We start from the raw sequence: 16813 nt of genomic DNA on the forward strand, positions 1-16813 counted from the left end.
CCCGCCCGCCGCACCGCGCACGCGCCCCCCAGTGGCGGTGCGGCGGCACCACCCTTCGTCTCGGGCCGTCCCCCGGGTCGTGCAGCCCCCCACCCGCGACGTCTGGAGCAGGCACCATGACCCATGCATCAGCGCGGCCGGAGACCGCGGCGCAGGACGCGGGCGCGGGCCCGCGGCGGCCCGCCGGGCCCTCGCGGCTCGACCGGTACTTCCTCATCACCGAGCGGGGGTCGACCCTCGCGCGCGAAGTGCGCGGCGGCCTCACCACCTTCATGGCGATGAGCTACATCCTGCTGCTCAACCCGCTGATCCTCTCCGGCCCCGACGCCCTGCGGCACACCCTCGACCGGCAGGGGCTCATCACCGCCACCGCCTTCGCCGCGGCGGCCTGCACCCTGCTCATGGGCCTGGTCGGCCGCGTCCCGCTCGCCCTGGCGGCCGGGCTCGGCGTCTCCGGCGTGCTCTCCACCCAGGTCGCGCCGCACATGACCTGGCCGCAGGCGATGGGCATGTGCGTGGTCTACGGCGTCGTCATCATGCTGCTGGTCCTCACCGGGCTGCGCGAACGGGTCATGAACGCCATCCCGCTGGCGCTCAAGCACGCCATCACCATGGGCATCGGGATGTTCATCGCCCTCATCGGCCTGGTCAAGGCCGGCTTCGTGCACGCCGCGCAGTCCGGTGGGCCGCTCACACTGGGCCCGGCGGGCGAACTGGCGGGCTGGCCCGTGCTGCTGTTCTGCGTCACCCTGCTGCTGATCTTCATGCTGCAGGCGCGGGAGGTGCCCGGCGCGATCCTCATCGGCATCGTGGCGGGCACGGCCCTGGCCGTCCTCGTCGACGCCGTCGCCGACCCGGGCCCCCGCACCTGGCAGAACGGCCCCCCGGCCCTGGAGGGCAGCGCCGTCTCCCTGCCCGACTTCTCCCTCTTCGGGCAGGTGGAGTTCGGCGGCTGGGGCACGGTGGGCGGCGCCACCGTCTCCATGATCGTCTTCACGCTGGTGCTGGCCGGCTTCTTCGACGCCATGGCCACCATCATCGGCGTGGGCACCGAGGCGGGCCTCGCCGACGACAAGGGCCGGATGCCCGGACTGAGCCGGGCGCTGCTCGTCGACGGCGCCGGCGGGGCGATCGGCGGCGTGGCCGGGGCGTCCGGCCAGACGGTCTTCGTCGAGTCCGCGACGGGCGTGGGCGAGGGCGCCCGCACCGGCCTGTCCTCCGTCGTCACCGGGCTCCTCTTCACGGCCTGTCTGTTCTTCACGCCGCTGACCCGCATCGTCCCCGGCGAGATCGCCGCGGCCGCCCTCGTGGTCATCGGCGCCATGATGGCGAGCCACGCCCGGCACATCGACTGGACCGACCGCGCCGTGGCCGTCCCGGTCTTCCTGACGGTCGTGCTGATGCCGTTCACGTACTCCATCACGGCCGGCGTCGGCGGTGGCGTCATCGCCTACACCGTCCTCAAAGCGGCCCAGGGCAGGTGGCGCGAGCCCGGCGTCTTCATGTGGGTCCTGAGCGCCGTCTTCGCGGGCTACTTCGCCCTGCACCCCATCGAGCACTGGCTGGGCGTCAAGTAGGAGGCGGACGTGCTGGACATCGCCGGTGAACTGCACCGCTGGTGCACGCAGGGGCGCGCCGTCGCCGTGGCCACCGTGGCGGCCGTCCGCGGCAGCGCACCCCGGCAGCCGGGCGCGGCCCTGGCCGTCGACGCGGCCGGCACGGCGCTCGGCTCGGTCTCGGGCGGCTGCGTGGAGGGCGCGGTCCACGAACTGTGCCGAGCGGCGCTGGCGAGCGGAATGCCGGTGCTGGAACGATTCGGCTACTCCGACGACGACGCGTTCGCGGTCGGCCTGACGTGCGGCGGGGAGATCGACGTCCTGGTGGCGCCGGTGGGCCCGGTGGCCGCCGCGGCCCTGGCCGCGGCGGCGTCCGGCGAGACGGTGGCGCTGGCCCGCGTGGTGACGGGCCCGCCCGGCACCCTGGGGCGCGCCCTGCTCGTGCGCCCGGACGGTACGGGCGAGGGCACCCTGGGCGGGTCGTCCGCGCTGGACGACGCGGCGCGGGACGCGGCCCGCACCCTGCTCGCCGAGGGCCGCACGGCCTGCACCGGCCTCCCCGGCCACGGAGTGACCCTCCTGGTCGAGTGCAGCGTGCCGCCGCCGCGGATGCTCGTCTTCGGCGCGATCGACTTCGCGGCCGCGCTGGTCCGCGCCGGCAAGTTCCTCGGCTACCACGTGACCGTGTGCGACGCACGCCCCGTCTTCGCCACCACCGCCCGCTTCCCGGAGGCCGACGAGGTCGTCGTGGACTGGCCGCACCGCTTCCTCGGACGCCTGACCGTCGACGCCCGGACGGTCGTCTGCGTCCTGACGCACGACGCGAAGTTCGACGTCCCCCTGCTGGAACGGGCGCTGCGCCTGCCCGTCGCGTACGTGGGCGCGATGGGCTCGCGCCGCACGCACGAGGCCCGGCTGCGGCTGCTGCGCGACGCCGGCGTCGGGGAGGAGGAGCTGGCCCGCCTCCGTTCCCCGATCGGCCTCGACCTCGGCGCCCGCACGCCCGAGGAGACGGCCCTGTCCATCGCCGCCGAGATCGTGGCGGTACGTCACGGGGGCACCGGGGTGCCGCTGACGGGCGGGGACACGCCGATCCACCACGAGGCGGCCGGCCCCGGACAGGATCCCGCCGGGTGCCCCCCGTCCGTTGCTCCCGTGCCTGGCCTGAACGCGTCCGGCCTCCCGCCTGCTGCCGCACAGTGGGAGGAGCCGGTCCGTCCGCCGGTTCAGCACCCGGCGGTGACCGGCCGATAGAGAACGAGAGACGGGCACGAGGAGGACGAGGGCATGGCGATGGTGAACGAGTGGCACCTGGCGGCCAACATCGGGGCCGGCCTGGGCTTCGGCGCGATCATCGGGCTGGAGCGCCAGTGGCGGGCCCGGATGGCGGGACTGCGCACCAACGCCCTGGTGGCCGCCGGCTCCGCCCTCTTCGTCCTGCTGTCGACCTACGGCTTCGCCGACGCCACCAGCTCGGCGGGCTACGACGGCTCACGGGTCGCCGCACAGATCGTCTCCGGCATCGGCTTCCTCGGCGCGGGCGTCATCATGCGCGACGGACTGAGCGTGCGCGGCCTCAACACCGCCGCCACCCTGTGGTGCTCGGCCGCCGTCGGCGCCCTGGCCGGCACCGGCCTGTACGTGATCGCCGCCCTGGGCACGGTGGGCGTGGTCGGCGCCAACACCCTGCTGCGGCCCCTGGCCCGGGGCCTGGACCGGGGTCCGCACGGCGGCGCGGAGGTGACCACCGACTACTACTTCGAGGTGGTGTGCACCGAGCCCGCCGAGGCCCACGTGCGCACCCTCGTCGTCCAGGCCGTCACCCGCCCCGGCTTCCGGCTGCGCTCGGTGGACAGCCGCGACGCGGAGACGGCGGGCAAGGTGATCGTCTCGGCCGAACTCACCACGGAGCGCCGGGACGACAGCCTCCTGGAGGAGGCCGTCAGCCGCCTCTCCCTGGAGCCCGCCGTCTCCGCCGTCAGCTGGACGGCCCTCCACGGTCCGGACGACGACGACAACGAGACCCCGGACGAGGACTACCGCGCCGCCCGCAGGGCCCGCCGGCGGGTGCGGAACCTCTTCACCGGGCGGTGAGGGGCGGGCGACGGGCGGTGCCGGCACCGCGCGCCCGCGGTGCCGGCCCCGTCGCCGGGTCAGTCGGCGATGCCGTGGAAGGCGATGACCCGGTCGACGGTGGCGCGTACCAAATACTCGCCGGGCACGGAGTTGCGTTCGCCGTACGCCGCGGCCCGCTCGCGTCCCATGTAGCGCCCTCCGATGCGGGTGGCCCAGGCGCGCAGGGCGTCCGGGTCGTCGGTGAAGCCGGCCGTGCACTCCAGGGTGACGTAGCCGTACGGCGGCTCCTGGTCGTCCACGCACAGGGCGAAGCGCGGCTCGCGGCGCAGGGCCCGGTACTTCAGCGACGCGTGCCAGGTGGTGAAGACGACCTCGACGGTGCCGTCGTCGGTGTCGTCGAGCAGGAACCACACGGGGGTGACGTGCGGGCGGCCGTCCTTGCGGGTGGTCGCCAGCTTGCCGGTCCGCGAGCCGGAGAGGACGAACGCACGCCACTCGTCCTCGGTCATGGGTCGCACGGTGGGTGTCTCCCTTCTGCCTAGCGGGCGCTCAGCTCCGCGATGGTCTCGTTCAGCCAGGCGAGTTCGGCCTCCGAGGTGGCCCTCGCGATGGTGAGGACACCGCGCCGGAACGGGTCGTCGACGTCCTTGCTGCTCAGGGGGCGGTCCCCGCTGTAGAAGAAGCTGCTCGGCTCCTGAAGGAAGGTCAGGCGCCGGCGCAGCACCTCCGCCTGCGCCTCCGGCTCCGGGAGGTGGCGCAGGAAGGCGAGGAGGGTGAACCAGCGGTTCTCGTCGGTGATGAAGGGGTCGTCGGGCTTGCGGAGCAGCTCCAGCAGGGTCTGCCGGCCCTGGTCGGTCAGGCTCAGCATGTGCCGGGGCGCGGCCGCGGCGCCGGGTTGTGACTCCCGTACGAGCAGGCCGGCCTTCTCCATGCGTTTGATCGCCGGGTACAGGGTGCCGTGGCTGATCGCGCGGACGTGGCCGGTCAGCCGGGCGATGCGCGTGCGCAGCTCGTAGCCGTGCAGCGGCTCTTCGTAGAGGAAGCCGAGGGTGGCGAGATCCAACATGCTTGACATGGTCGGCAAGCATAGGGCTAGAGTTGGTCATAGGTCGATACGACTCATGGCGTATTCGACATACCTAGATGACGATGCCTGGCCTGCTGCGTGTCTTCCATCCGCGGATCCGGGCAAGGAGGTACAGCCTTGTCGGCCTCATCCATGCCACACACTGCCGAAACCGCGACCCGGGGGGAGTTAGCCGGCCCGCCGCCGGCGCCCGCGACGTTCCCCGTCGCGGCCCTGGCCGCGCTGTCGCTCTCGGTGTTCGCCCTGTGCTCGGCCGAGTTCGCCCTCATCGGCCTGCTGCTCAACGTCTCGGACGACCTGCACGTCTCCGTGGCCAGTGCGGGCCAGCTGCTGAGCGCCTACGCGATCGCGGTGGCGGTCGGCGGTCCGCTGGTGACCGTCGCGACCTCGCGCGTCGCACCCAAACTCCTCGCGCTGATCCTGCTGCTGGTCTTCGCGGCGGCCAACGTCCTTGGCGCCCTGGCGCCTTCCTTCTCCCTGCTCATGGGCGCCCGCACCCTGGGAGCGCTGACCCACAGCACCTTCGCGGCGGTGTGCATCCTCATCGCCGTGCGCCTCTCGCCGCCGGACCGCCGCGCCTCCGCCATCGCCTGGGTGGCCGGCGGCCTCGGCCTGGCCACCGTGCTGGGCGGCCCCATCGGCACCGCGATCGGCGAACAGTGGGGCTGGCGCGCCACGTTCTGGTGCGTGGCCGGCGCCGCGGTGGCCGGCTTCGCGGCGCTCTCCTTCCTCGTCCCCGGCCACCTCGACCGCGGCGAGAGCGAGTCCATGCGCAGCGAACTGGGCATCCTGCGCCGCCCGCAGGTGCTGTGGGCCCTGGCCGTCACGGCCGTGTCGCAGGCGGGCTGGTTCCTCCTCTACAGCTACATCTCGCCGCTGCTGCAGAAGGTGACCGGCTTCGGCGCGGGCGCCGCCACCCTGTTGCTCTTCGTCTTCGGGTTCGGCGGCTTCGTGGGCAACGCCCTGGGCGGCAAGCTGGCCGACCGGACCCTGCGCGGCACCCTCGCGAGCATGCTGGTCCTGCTGGCCGCCACCTTGCTGGTGCTCTCCTTCACCGCCGAGTCGAAGGTCGTGGTGCCGGTCGCGGTCTTCCTGATCGGCCTGGCGTCCGGCGCGCTCGTCCCGCCCCTGCAGTCCTGGGTGCTCGGCGCGGCGGGCGGCGGCTCCGCACTGGCCCTGGCCGCCAACACGTCGGCCTTCAACCTGGGCAACGCCCTGGGCTCCTGGTCCGGTTCGCAGTTCCTGGACTCCGGCACCGACGTCACCTCGCTGGCCTGGATCGGCGCCGCGGTCGTGGTCGTCGCGCTCGCCGGGACGCTGGTGGCCCTCGCCAGGCGCCGGGAAGACGGGCCGGCGGCCACCTGATACCGCGGGCCTGCACGGGGAACCCCCGCTCCGTGCAGGCCCGCTTCGCTGCGCGGCCGGCCTAGCCCGGCCGCGCAGGCGGTTGCAGGCGGTTGCAGGTGCGGGCCCGGCCCGTACGCCGCCGTGCCCGCCGAGGCCGGGCCGGAACTCTTCTGTACAGCCCTGCTGCTGGTGAAGAATGAGACCGTTCGGTACGAGTTGGATGAACCCCCGAGGAGAACCCGTGGCGAAGCCGAAGCAGTTCCGGTCCGAGCAGACGCGCCAGGCGCTGATCCTGGCGGCCGCGGAACTGTTCGATCGCTACGGCTACGGCGCCACGAGCGTGAGCGACATCCTTGAGTACGCGGCCTCGTCCAAGGGAGCGATGTACTTCCACTTCGCCGGCAAGGAGGAACTGGCGCACGCGGTGGTGGAGGAGCAGCACCGGATCTGGACGGCGGAGGCCGAGGTGCTGGCGAGCGCCCAGGGCTCGGGTCTGGAGCTGATGCTGCAGCTGTCGCGGACCCTGGCCGAACTCCTGCGCACCAACGTCGTGGTGCGGGCCGGCATCCGGCTCACCTTCGAGAACGCCACCTACCGCGACCCCGTCCCCGGCGTCTACCGTGACTGGGTCGGCATCCTCACCGGCCTCCTGGAGCGGGCCCGTGACCAGCGGGAGCTGAGGGCGGACGTCCACCCGGACTTCCTCGCCCGCGTCTTCGTCAGCTCCTACACCGGAGCGCAGGTGATGACCCAGGCGCTGGGTGCCGAACTGAGCCCGTTGCTGGGGGAGATGTGGGAAGCGCTGCTCCCGGGTGCCGTCCACCCGCGCAAGCTCGCCCACTTCCGGGCGTACGCCAGGGCTCTGCACTGCGGTGACGTCGTCGTCACACGCCCGCTCTGACCGGTGGCCGCCCGTTCGTCATGTCGGAGCGGCTATGAGGCCGGAAAATCACGGGAGTTGAAGCCCCACCGTCTGTAACTTGTCCTCGCCGTCGTCGAGTTGTATCTCCGATGGGCGAGTGGACGCGGAACCGAGGTCTCGTTCTCCGGCGGTTCCCATGGCGTGCGGGGCGATAACTCCCTTATCTCGCCTGCGCCTTCAGTGCATTCCCCCGTGGCCAACATGATCAGCCCTCCCTGAATGTGTATGGTGCAGCCGAATATTCGTACCACGCGGTCTGGCGCGGTGCCCAGATTCTTTGCGTTGTCTTGGTGATCTCCGAACGCCGGAGCCCGGCGTGATTCGTATGTCCTGGTTCGGGTTGATTGTGGCGACGGACTTCCTGGGTGCATAAGCCGTAAGGTCGCCATAACGGGCGCTACGTCGAATCGATCTATGTCTGTTGACAAGGACGATCGGTTTGGTTTTAGTGGGTGCCTGGCGGCGGCCGGATCCCCCGAAGCGACACGGAACCGGACCGCTGGGCGCAAGTCCCCCGCAGACAGCGGCGATTGAGGACGCGTCACCGCGAAGACTTCCCACCATTCCAGCTCACCCCCCACCCCCGGCCGTCCGGCGTCCCCGGACGCCCGCTGCGGTGCGGCCGGTCGAAGAGGAGCGACGCAGTGAGGTTCGGCGACGACTTACGCATCAAAGCGGTCGGGTCCTGGTTCCCCGAAACCAGCGAAACCGCTGCTCAGGCCATGGAGGAGGGGCGCCTGGACAAGGAATCCGCACGGCGTGCCGGCATCAGCGCGCTGCCGGTCTCCCCCGTCCCGGCCCCCGACATGGCGGTCCTGGCCGCACGCACTGCACTTGAACGATCCGGCTGGCAGTCGAACGACATCGACCTGCTGATCCACACCTGGCTCTACTACCAGGGTCACGAACTCTGGTCGCCTCCGCACTACATCGCCCACCGGCTCGGCGCCACCAACGCCCTCCCCCTGGCCATCCACCAGGGCTGCGACGGCGGGGCGCTCGCGCTCTACGACGCGGCCCTGCGCCTGCAGGCGGATCCCGGCGTCACACGAGCCCTCGTCACCTCCTCCGACCGCTACGTCCTGCCGGGCATCGACCGCTGGAACTCCTATCCGTCCATGGGACTCGGCGACGCCGCCGCCGCGGTCCTGCTCCACCGGTCCACCGGAGAGGACGACGCGTTCGTCCTGCAGGCGCTGAACACCGTCTCCGCCGTCGAGATGGAAGTCGTCCTGCGCGGGCACGCCCCCCTCGCCGCCGCCCCCCTGGAGGCCGGCGCCCCCGTCGACGCCGTCACCGCCGCCCGACAGGCCACGGCCGACATGGGCAAGGGCGTCTTCGACGCGATCGCCCGTGAACGCATCCGCACCGTCCTGACGAACACCCTGCGCGACGCCGGCGTCGCGCCCGACGACCCGCGCCTGCGCTGCCTCGTCCTGCCCCGCGTCGGCGCACGCACCCTCGACGCCCAGTACCTGCCCGTCCTGGAGGACGTCCTCGGCACGTGCGACCACCTGCGCTTCGACGACCGCACCGGCCACCTCGGCTGCAGCGACTGGGGAGCCGACCTCGACGAGCTGTCCACCCGGCGCCTCCTCGCCCCGGGCGAGATGGCCGTCCTCATCGGAGCCGGCGGCGGCTTCACCTGGGTGTGCGCCCTCGTCCAGGCCCCCGGCACCGACTAGCGAGAAGGCGAGAGAGTGAACACCGGACTGCTGTCCCTCGGCACCTACCTGCCCGAGAACGTCATCGACAACGACCGCATAGCCCAGTGGACCGGCGCCGACGCCGGCTGGGTGGCCGAACGCACCGGAGTCCTCGAACGGCGCTACTGCGCCCCCGGGACCACCACCTCGGAGATCGCACACCGGGCGGCGGCCCGCGCCCTGGACGGGCTGCCCCAGCTCAGGCAGCAGCTGCAGCACATCGTCGTCGCCACCTCCACCCCCGACCAGCCGCAGCCCTCCACGGCCGCCGTCCTCCAGGACAGGCTCGACCTGCCCGGCGTGCCGGCCTTCGACGTCAACGCCGTCTGCTCGGGCTTCCTCTACGGCCTGTCCATCGCCGACGCGCTGCTCGCCACCCGCTCACCCGGGCGCACCGCGCTGGTCGTGGGCGCCGACATCTACTCCACCATGATGGACCGGACCGACCGGCGGACGGTCAGTCTTTTCGGCGACGGGGCCGGGGCCGTCGTCCTCGGGCCCGTGCCCGACGGATACGGCATCCGCCACGTCCACCTGATCGCCGACGGCGCCCACCGCGACTACGTCGAGGTCGTCGCCGGCGGCACCCGGCAGCCCCTCGACGCCGGGGCCCGCGAGCGCGGCGAGCACCTCTTCCGCATGCAGGGCCGCCAGGTGCGCGACTACGCCCTGCGCACCTTCCCCAAGGTCATCTCCGAAGCCCTCGCCGGGAGCGGCCTGCGCCTCGAAGACATCGGGCGCTTCGTCTTCCACCAGGCCAACACCCGGCTGATCGAGGCGTGCGTGGGCGAGATGGGCATCGACCCCGCCCGGGTCCCGCTCACCGCCCCCTTCCTCGGCAACACCGCGGCCGCCTCCATTCCGCTCACCCTCCACCACGAGCACACCCGCCGCCCCTTCGCACGCGGCGAGCACGTGCTGCTGGCCGCCGTGGGCGGCGGCATGACCGCCGGCGCCGCCGTCGTCACCTGGTACTGAGCGCCCCCGAACCCCACCGACCCACCGGAAGGAGACCAGCGTGCGACTCGCTGGACGAACAGCAGTGATCACCGGAGGCACCCGGGGCCTCGGCCGCGCCATCGCCGAGCGCTACCTCGCCGAGGGCGCCAACGTGGTGGCCGCCGCGAGGAGCCCGTACGACTTCAAGGAGGTGCTGGACAGCCACCCGGACCGGGCCCGGATGGAGATCGTGGACGTCACCTCCGCCGCCTCGCTGGACGCCCTGATGGCCTCGGCCCAGGAAAGCTTCGGAACGGTCGACGTGGTCGTCGCCAACGCCGGGATCAGCCGCGACGGCCGCGTCGAGAAGCTGTCCGAGGACCACTGGCGGGACATGGTCGACACCAACCTCACCGGAACGTTCCTCACCACCCGGGCGGCGGTCCCGGTGCTGCGCGAACGCGGCGGCCGGATCATCAACGTCTCCTCCAGCATGGCGACACGGGTCGCCGTGGGAGCCGCCGGATACTGCGCCACCAAGGCCGCCATCGAGATGTTCACCAAGGTCTCCGCCATCGAGCTCGGCCGCCTGGGCATCCTCGTCAACGCGCTCGCCCCGGGAATCATCGACGCGGGCATGGGCCACGCCCTCAAGAGCAACGACAAGGCGTGGGAGACCTACCGCACCCGCTTCTCCCTCGGCCGGGCCGGGCGCGCCGAGGAGGTCGCCGACGCCGCGGTCTTCCTGGCCGGCGGGGCCAGCTCCTACGTCAACGGCCACGTGCTGGAGGTCAACGGAGGTCTGCTGTGGGCGTGATCGCGGACCAGCAGCACCCGGCCGGCACCGGGCCCGCCCCCGGGCGGCGGCCCGCCGACGGCACCGGGGCCGGCAGCGGCGACGTCCGGCTCGAACTGCTGCCGGGCGCGGTGGCGGTCATCAGGCTCGACCGTCCCCCGCTCAACATCCTCGACCGTGACATGCAGGCCCGGCTGCACCGCGCCGCCGACGAGGCCGCGGAGCGCGACGACGTCCGGGCGGTCGTCCTCCACGGCGGCCCGCGGGCGTTCTCCGCCGGCGCCGACATCCGCGAGATGGCCGGCATGTCGCACCTGGCGATGTCGCGTCACGCGCCCCTCCTCCAGGCCGCGTTCAACGCCGTGGCCACCATCCCCAAGCCGGTGATCGCGGCCGTCAACGGCCCGGCGCTGGGCGGCGGCTGCGAACTGGCCCTGACCGCGGACCACCGCATCTGCGGCCGCGGCGCCCGGCTGGGCCTGCCCGAGGTCCTGCTGGGCGTCATGCCCGGCGCGGGCGGCACCCAGCGGCTGCCGCGCCTGGTCGGCCCGGCCCTCGCCAAGGACCTGATGATGACCGGCCGGGTCGTCAGCGCGGCCGAGGCCCGGTCCATCGGCCTCGTCGACGAGGTCGTCGCGGACGCCCAGGTCCTCGACCGGGCCGTCGCCCGGGCCACGGCCCTGGCCAAAGGCCCTGCCGTCGCCCTCGCGGCCATCAAACAGGCCGTCGACCAGGGCGGCACGACCGACCTGGGAAGCGGACTGACCCTGGAGACGCGGCTGTTCTCGGCGCTGTTCGCCACCGACGACCGGACCGCCGGCATGCGGGGCTTCCTGGAGAACGGGCCCGGCCGCGCGGAGTTCACCGGCCGGTGACCCCGCCCCCGCCGGTCCGCACGGACACCCCCGCCGAGCGCACGAACCCCCCAGGACACCATGGAACAAGGAGCCACGAGGTGACGACGAGCACACCGCCGCGGACCGCGGCGACGGGCACCAGGCCCATCACGCTGGTCGACGGGTACGTCCCCGTCATCGACATCTCCGGAGCCCGCCGGGGCGACCGGGACGGCCGCCTCGCGGTGGCCCGCACCATCGGCGAGGTCTGCGAGACCAGCGGCTTCATGGCCATCACCGGGCACGGCGTGCCCCAGACGGCCATCCGCGACGTCTACGAGGCCACCCGGGCCTTCTTCGCCCTGCCCGCCGAGCACAAGCACCGCCTGCTCGCCGAGCGCCACGACCCGCTGATGAGGGGGTTCGGCCGCAAGGGCAACCTGGCCGCCGCCAACGCCGGGACGGACCCCGAACAGGCCCGCCGCCTCGCCGACCTGTCCGAGACCTACACCTACAACCGGCTGGGCGACCCCGGCGCCACCGGCATCCCCCACGACGCGCCCGCCGAGCTCGGCCTGCCCAACAAGTGGCCGGACCTGCCGGGATTCCGGGACGCCTACACCGCCTACTACGCGGCCATGGAAGAGCTCGCCCAGGAGCTCATGCGCCTGTTCGCGCTGGCCCTGGACCTCCCCGAGCACTGGTTCGACGACAAGATCGACCACCACATGACCAACCTGACGGCCAACTACTACCCCGGCCAGCAACAACCGCCGGAGCCCGGCCAACTGCGCAAGGGCGTCCACAGCGACTGGGGCAGCCTCACCGTCCTCCACCAGGACGGCGCCCCCGGCGGACTCCAGGTGCTCGGCAAGGACGGCCGGTGGGTGGACGTGCCGGCCATCAACGGAACGTTCGTCATCAACATCGGCGACCTGATGGCCTTCTGGACCAACCACCGCTGGGTGAGCACCGTCCACCGCGTCGTCAACCCGCCGCGCGAGGTGGCCCTCCGCGAGCGCTACTCCGTACCGTTCTTCCTCCAGCCCAACTACGACGCCCCCATCGAGTGCATCCCCACCTGCACCGGCCCCGGCAACCCCCCGCGCCACCCGGCCACCACCTCCGGGGCCTACCTCACCGGCAAGCTCAGCGCCGCGTACGGGATATGAGCACCGGCCCGGCGCCACGGCCCGCGGCGCGCTCCCGGCCCAAGGGGTGGGCGATCGCCGCCGCCACCACTGCGGGGGCGGTGCTGGCCCTGCAGGCATGGGTCAACGGACGGCTGGGCGAGGCGGTGCACGACCCCGTGGCGGCCGCCGCCGTCTCCGACGGCGTCAGCTTCGCGGTACTGGCCCTCCTCTGCCCGTTCCTTCCCGGATTCCGGCGCGGCACCGCCCGGCTGGCCCACCGCCCCGGCCACGGACCGGGCAGGCCCGGCGCCCCGGTCCTGCGGCCCTGGCACTTCCTCGGCGGCATCGTCGGCGGAGTGGTGGTGCTCTCCCAGGCCACGAGCAGCGCCGCCCTGGGCACGGCCCTCTACACGATCGCCCTGGTGGCGGGCCAGAGCCTGAGCGGGCTGTGGGTCGACCACCACGGCGTCGGCCCCGGCCCGGCCACCCGGGCCGACGCCCGCCGCCTGGCCGGGGCCGCGCTGGCCCTGGCCGCCGTGACCGTACCGCTCCTCGGCTCCCTCTCCGCCCCCACCGTCTGGCTGGCCCTGCTCCCGTTCACGGCGGGCATCGGCCTGTCCTGGCAGATGGCCGTCAACGGCAGGCTCGACGCCGTCGCCGGCACCCCCTACCCGTCCGTGGCGCTGAACTTCCTCCTCGGCGTCCTCGTCGTGGCGGCCGCCCTCGTCGTGGACCTCGCCGTGTCCGGAGCACCGGCGCACTGGCCGCGCGACGCCCTGCTCTACAGCGGCGGCCTGCTGGGGGTGGCCTTCGTGCTGGCCTCGGTGGTCCTGGTGCGCCACACCGGGGTCCTGGTCATGGGCCTGGCGATGACCGGCGGCCAGACGCTGGGCTCCCTCGCCGTCGACCTGGCCGCCGACGGCGGCGGGCGGACGGGCACCACCACGCTCCTGTCCTCCGCGGCGATCCTCCTCGCCGCCGCCCTCGCCGCCCGGCCGCCCGCCGTGCGGCAGGACGAACCGCAACCCACCCTTCCGGAAAGGCAGTTGACATGACCCTCCAGATCAGCGAAACGACCACGGCCGGCCCCCTCGCCGGCACCGCCCTGGCCGGGCACCCGGACATCGAGCTGCGCAGCGACATCACCGTCGAACTCGTGGACCACAGCGCAAGCGACCTCAGCGTGGTCCGCGCGGCCCGGGTCTCCACCGCCGGCGAGCGCGCCCAGCGCGAGGAGAAGGGCGACGGCTACACCGAGGGCCTGATCAAGTACCTGATGCGCTGCCGGCACGGCAGTCCCTTCGAGCACAACTACATGACGTTCCTCATCAGCGCCCCCATCTTCACGGTCCGGCACATGATGCGGCACCGCACCTGGTCCTTCAACGAGGAGAGCGCCCGCTACCGCGAGCTGGAGCCGGTCTTCTACGTCCCCGACGAGCAGCGCCTGCTGCGCCAGGAGGGCAAGCCCGGCCACTACCAGTACGTTCCCGGCGGGCCGGGCGACCTGGAAGGCGTCGTCAGCTCGGCGAGCGAGGTCTACCTCGCCGCGTACCGCGAGTACAGCCGGATGCTGGACTCCGGCATCGCCCGCGAGATCGCCCGCATGGTGCTGCCGGTGGCCACCTACTCCTCGGTGTACGCCACCTGCAACGCCCGCGCCCTCATGCACTTCCTGGGCCTGCGCACCAACCGGCCCGACTCCGCCTACCCCTCCTCCCCGCAGCGGGAGATCGAGCTGGTGGCCGAGGGCATGGAGGCCGAGTTCGCCCGCCTGATGCCCCTCACCCACGCGGCCTTCGAGTCCTACGGGCGCGTCAGCCCGTAACACCGGACGTCCCCCCACGGCCGGCCGGGCGGCGGCTCCCCCTCCGCCGCCCGGCCGGCGCCCCCTCGTTCCTCTCCCTCACCCAGACAGGTTGGATTCCACGTGCGCGTCACCATTTATGCGGGATCGTCGTCGGGCAACCGTCCGGCCTTCGCCCACGAGGCGGCCGCCTTCGCCCGCGGGCTGGCCCGGGCCGGTGCGGACATCGTCTACGGCGGCGGAAGCGTCGGCCTCATGGGCGTGGTCGCCGACGCGGCCCTCGCGGCCGGCGGCAAGGTCATCGGCGTGATCCCGACGTCCCTGGCCGACGCCGAGGTCGCCCACACCTCGCTGACCGAACTGCACGTCGTCGACACGATGCAGGAACGCAAGCAGCTGATGGAGACCCTGGGCGACTGCTTCGTCGCGATGCCCGGAGGCGTGGGGACGCTGGAGGAGACCTTCGAGGTCTGGGCCGCGCTGATCCTGGGCCACCACGGCAAGCCCGTCACCCTCCTCAACACCGAGAACTACTGGAGCCGGCTGCTGTCACTGGCGACCAAGGCCGCCCACTACGGCTTCATGAGCCCGGGGGAGAGCACCTCGCTGCTGCCGGTGCGCGACGCCGACGAGCTGCTCGCCCTCATGGACGACTGGACCCCGCCGCCCCCGCGCTGGCGGCGGCCCGCCGCCGCGCCCCCGGCCGCGCCCGCCGTCCTGGCCGCGGCCGGCTGAGGAAGGAGCGCCGCATGGAACCCGAAGCCCTGATCGAAGCGCTGCTCAGCCGGGACCGCGACACCCCCGTGGACCTCGCCGCCCTGCTCTGCGACCGCCATCCGCGCGAGCGCGTGGCGCTGAGCGTCGTCCGCCCGGCCGGGCCGCGGCTGGACGTGGAGGACGTCACCTACGGCGAACTCGCCGACCGTTCCCGGCACCTGGCCGGTGGCCTCGCCGGCCTGGGTATCGGCCCGGGGGACCACGTGGCCACCCTGATGGGCAAGTCCGCCGAACTCGTCGTGGTGCTGCTGGCGCTCTGGCGGCTCGGCGCCGTGCACATCCCCCTGTTCACCGCCTTCGCGGACGTGGCCGTCGCCGCCCGCACCGCCACCGCCAGGGCCGTCGTCACCGACGCGGACCTGCTGCCCACGCTGGACCCGCTGCGCGACGCCACCGGCGCGACGCCCTGGACGGTGGTGGTCAACGGCGACCGCACGGCTCCGGACGCGCACCACCGCACCGCCACGGAGCCGGGCACCGCCGCGGCCCCGGGCGGCGCACCGACGCTGCGCGCCCTGGAGACCCGCGGGGCCGGCGTCCGCCCGCCGGACTCCTTCCGCTGGGCGGGCGACGACGCCTTCATCACCCTCTACACCTCGGGCACCACCGGCGCGCCCAAGGCGGTCCCCGTCCCCGCCCGGGCGCTCGCGGCCTTCGTCTCCTACCAGCACGTCGCACTGGACCACCGGGCGGAGGACGTGTTCTGGAACATGAGCGACCCCGGCTGGGGGTACGGCCTCTACCAGGCCGTCATCGGACCGCTGGCCCTGGGCCGCGGCACGCTCCTCCTCGCGGCGCGGTTCGACGCGGCTCTGACCCTGCGTGTCCTGCACGAGCTGCAGGTCACCAACTTCGCGGCCGCGCCCACCGTCTACCGCGCCCTGCGCAACCACGACGGCCCCCGGGTCCGCCCGGGCGCCCTGCGCTGCTGTTCGGCGGCCGGCGAGCCCCTCAACCCGGACCTGCCCCGCTGGGCGGAGGAACACCTGGGCGTGACCGTCCACGACCACTACGGCCAGACCGAACTCGGCATGGTCCTCGGCACCCCCTGGCGGCCCGGCCGGCGCGTGGAGCCCGTGCCCGGCCGCATGGGCCCCGCCCTGCCCGGCTGGACCCTGGCGGTCGTCGACGAGGACACCCACCGGCCCCTCCCCGCGGGAGCCGTGGGGCGGCTGGCCGTCGACGTGCCGCGCAGCCCCCTGATGTGGTTCACCCACTACCTCGGCGGCGGGCCGCGGCCCGCCGGCCGGTTCAGCCCGGACGGCCGGTGGTTCCTCACCGGCGACCTGGCCAGCGCCGACGAGCAGGGCCGGTTCGCCTTCGCCGGCCGCGACGACGACGTCATCATCATGGCCGGTTACCGCATCGGCCCGGTGGACGTGGAGAACGTCCTCCTGGAGCACCCGGCCGTCGCCGAGGCCGCCGTCACCGCCGTCGACGACGCCCTGCGCGGCGAGGTCCTGGAGGCGTTCGTCGTCCTCGCCCCCGCCGCCGTTCCCGGCGAAGCCCTGGCCGCGGACCTGCGCACCCACGTCAAGCGCCGCCTCGCCGCCCACCTCTACCCCCGCGTCGTGCACTTCCGGCAGTCCCTGCCCAGCACGGAGAGCGGAAAGGTGAAGCGGAAGGAGCTCCGCCGCGAGCGCGAACGGGAACTGGGCGCGGTCCCGGCGGCGCCGTGACGTACGGGACGTGGCGGGTCCGTGACGGAGCGTCGCTCCAGTAAATCTTCACACGATGCGGGTAACCGGCGGTATCCACCTGCGGCGTTCCTCGAAATGCCGGTATTGCCCCAAGCGTTTGATGGACGTGTGTCCATTTATGTTCCACGAGG

At 73.1% G+C, this 16813-nt stretch carries 16 protein-coding genes; 14 read left to right on the forward strand and 2 right to left on the reverse strand.

Going from position 1 to position 16813, the window contains the following annotated elements:
* The first annotated feature begins 116 nt into the window (after positions 1–116).
* From LE181_RS00490 to LE181_RS00500, 3 genes are read left to right on the forward strand one after another with little or no spacing between them, the layout of a single operon-like run.
* A complete protein-coding gene (locus LE181_RS00490) occupies positions 117–1577 on the forward strand; it encodes an NCS2 family permease (protein ID WP_225658848.1) in 1461 nt (486 codons plus the stop codon).
* A 9-nt stretch (positions 1578–1586) separates the two neighbouring features.
* Positions 1587–2810: an XdhC family protein gene (locus tag LE181_RS00495; protein ID WP_225658849.1), complete on the forward strand. Its 1224-nt coding sequence runs from the start codon at positions 1587–1589 to the stop codon at positions 2808–2810.
* 33 nt (positions 2811–2843) lie between these two features.
* Positions 2844–3650 (forward strand): MgtC/SapB family protein, encoded by an 807-nt coding sequence (locus tag LE181_RS00500; RefSeq protein WP_225658850.1) that lies wholly within the window; start codon positions 2844–2846, stop codon positions 3648–3650.
* 59 nt (positions 3651–3709) lie between these two features.
* Here the strand turns inward: LE181_RS00500 and LE181_RS00505 are convergent, their stop codons facing one another.
* Entirely contained in the window at positions 3710–4141 is a 432-nt protein-coding gene (locus tag LE181_RS00505) for a PPOX class F420-dependent oxidoreductase (protein WP_225658851.1), read from the reverse strand.
* 29 nt (positions 4142–4170) lie between these two features.
* Positions 4171–4698 carry a PadR family transcriptional regulator gene (locus LE181_RS00510; protein WP_225658852.1) on the reverse strand — a complete coding sequence of 176 codons (528 nt, stop codon included), beginning with the start codon at positions 4696–4698 and terminating at the stop codon, positions 4171–4173.
* Positions 4699–4851: 153 nt separating this feature from the next.
* Between LE181_RS00510 and LE181_RS00515 the strand changes: the two genes are divergently transcribed.
* The 11 genes from LE181_RS00515 to LE181_RS00565 all read left to right on the forward strand — a co-directional run bounded on the left by LE181_RS00515 (position 4852) and on the right by LE181_RS00565 (position 16661).
* Positions 4852–6084: an MFS transporter gene (locus LE181_RS00515; RefSeq protein WP_225658853.1), complete on the forward strand. Its 1233-nt coding sequence runs from the start codon at positions 4852–4854 to the stop codon at positions 6082–6084.
* Between the two features lie 223 nt (positions 6085–6307).
* Positions 6308–6967 carry a ScbR family autoregulator-binding transcription factor gene (locus tag LE181_RS00520; RefSeq protein WP_225658854.1) on the forward strand — a complete coding sequence of 220 codons (660 nt, stop codon included), beginning with the start codon at positions 6308–6310 and terminating at the stop codon, positions 6965–6967.
* Between the two features lie 665 nt (positions 6968–7632).
* Positions 7633–8673 (forward strand): ketoacyl-ACP synthase III family protein, encoded by a 1041-nt coding sequence (locus LE181_RS00525; protein ID WP_225658855.1) that lies wholly within the window; start codon positions 7633–7635, stop codon positions 8671–8673.
* 15 nt (positions 8674–8688) lie between these two features.
* On the forward strand, positions 8689–9672 hold the full coding sequence (locus LE181_RS00530; RefSeq protein WP_225658856.1) for a 3-oxoacyl-ACP synthase III family protein: 984 nt from the start codon (positions 8689–8691) through the stop codon (positions 9670–9672).
* Positions 9673–9712: 40 nt separating this feature from the next.
* Entirely contained in the window at positions 9713–10450 is a 738-nt protein-coding gene (locus LE181_RS00535; protein WP_225658857.1) for an SDR family NAD(P)-dependent oxidoreductase, read from the forward strand.
* A 95-nt stretch (positions 10451–10545) separates the two neighbouring features.
* Positions 10546–11304 (forward strand): enoyl-CoA hydratase/isomerase family protein, encoded by a 759-nt coding sequence (locus LE181_RS00540; RefSeq protein ID WP_225658969.1) that lies wholly within the window; start codon positions 10546–10548, stop codon positions 11302–11304.
* Between the two features lie 80 nt (positions 11305–11384).
* Positions 11385–12437: an isopenicillin N synthase family dioxygenase gene (locus tag LE181_RS00545; RefSeq protein ID WP_225658858.1), complete on the forward strand. Its 1053-nt coding sequence runs from the start codon at positions 11385–11387 to the stop codon at positions 12435–12437.
* Complete coding sequence (locus tag LE181_RS00550) at positions 12434–13453, forward strand: DMT family transporter (RefSeq protein WP_225658859.1); 1020 nt, start codon at positions 12434–12436, stop codon at positions 13451–13453. Before LE181_RS00545 ends, LE181_RS00550 begins: the two co-directional genes overlap by 4 nt.
* The gene (gene thyX, locus LE181_RS00555; protein WP_225658860.1) at positions 13450–14226 is read left to right on the forward strand and encodes an FAD-dependent thymidylate synthase; all 777 of its coding nucleotides are present in this window, start codon (positions 13450–13452) and stop codon (positions 14224–14226) included. The genes LE181_RS00550 and thyX overlap by 4 nt, the downstream gene beginning before the upstream one ends.
* Positions 14227–14328: 102 nt before the next feature.
* A complete protein-coding gene (locus LE181_RS00560; protein ID WP_225658861.1) occupies positions 14329–14940 on the forward strand; it encodes an LOG family protein in 612 nt (203 codons plus the stop codon).
* 14 nt (positions 14941–14954) lie between these two features.
* Positions 14955–16661, forward strand: a complete 1707-nt coding sequence (locus LE181_RS00565) for an AMP-binding protein (protein WP_225658862.1) — start codon at positions 14955–14957, stop codon at positions 16659–16661.
* Positions 16662–16813: the final 152 nt, after the last annotated feature.

Origin of the sequence: Streptomyces sichuanensis, from assembly GCF_020328095.1 — a bacterium.
GTDB classification, from domain to species: domain Bacteria; phylum Actinomycetota; class Actinomycetes; order Streptomycetales; family Streptomycetaceae; genus Streptomyces; species Streptomyces cinnamoneus.

Coding starts and splice junctions, on each gene's coding strand:
- LE181_RS00490 (WP_225658848.1), top strand. CDS start 117: ATGACCCATGCATCAGCGCGGCCGGAGACCGCGGCGCAGGACGCGGGC.
- LE181_RS00500 (WP_225658850.1), top strand. CDS start 2,844: ATGGCGATGGTGAACGAGTGGCACCTGGCGGCCAACATCGGGGCCGGC.
- LE181_RS00505 (WP_225658851.1), bottom strand. CDS start 4,141: ATGACCGAGGACGAGTGGCGTGCGTTCGTCCTCTCCGGCTCGCGGACC.
- LE181_RS00510 (WP_225658852.1), bottom strand. CDS start 4,698: ATGTTGGATCTCGCCACCCTCGGCTTCCTCTACGAAGAGCCGCTGCAC.
- LE181_RS00515 (WP_225658853.1), top strand. CDS start 4,852: ATGCCACACACTGCCGAAACCGCGACCCGGGGGGAGTTAGCCGGCCCG.
- LE181_RS00550 (WP_225658859.1), top strand. CDS start 12,434: ATGAGCACCGGCCCGGCGCCACGGCCCGCGGCGCGCTCCCGGCCCAAG.
- thyX (WP_225658860.1), top strand. CDS start 13,450: ATGACCCTCCAGATCAGCGAAACGACCACGGCCGGCCCCCTCGCCGGC.
- LE181_RS00565 (WP_225658862.1), top strand. CDS start 14,955: ATGGAACCCGAAGCCCTGATCGAAGCGCTGCTCAGCCGGGACCGCGAC.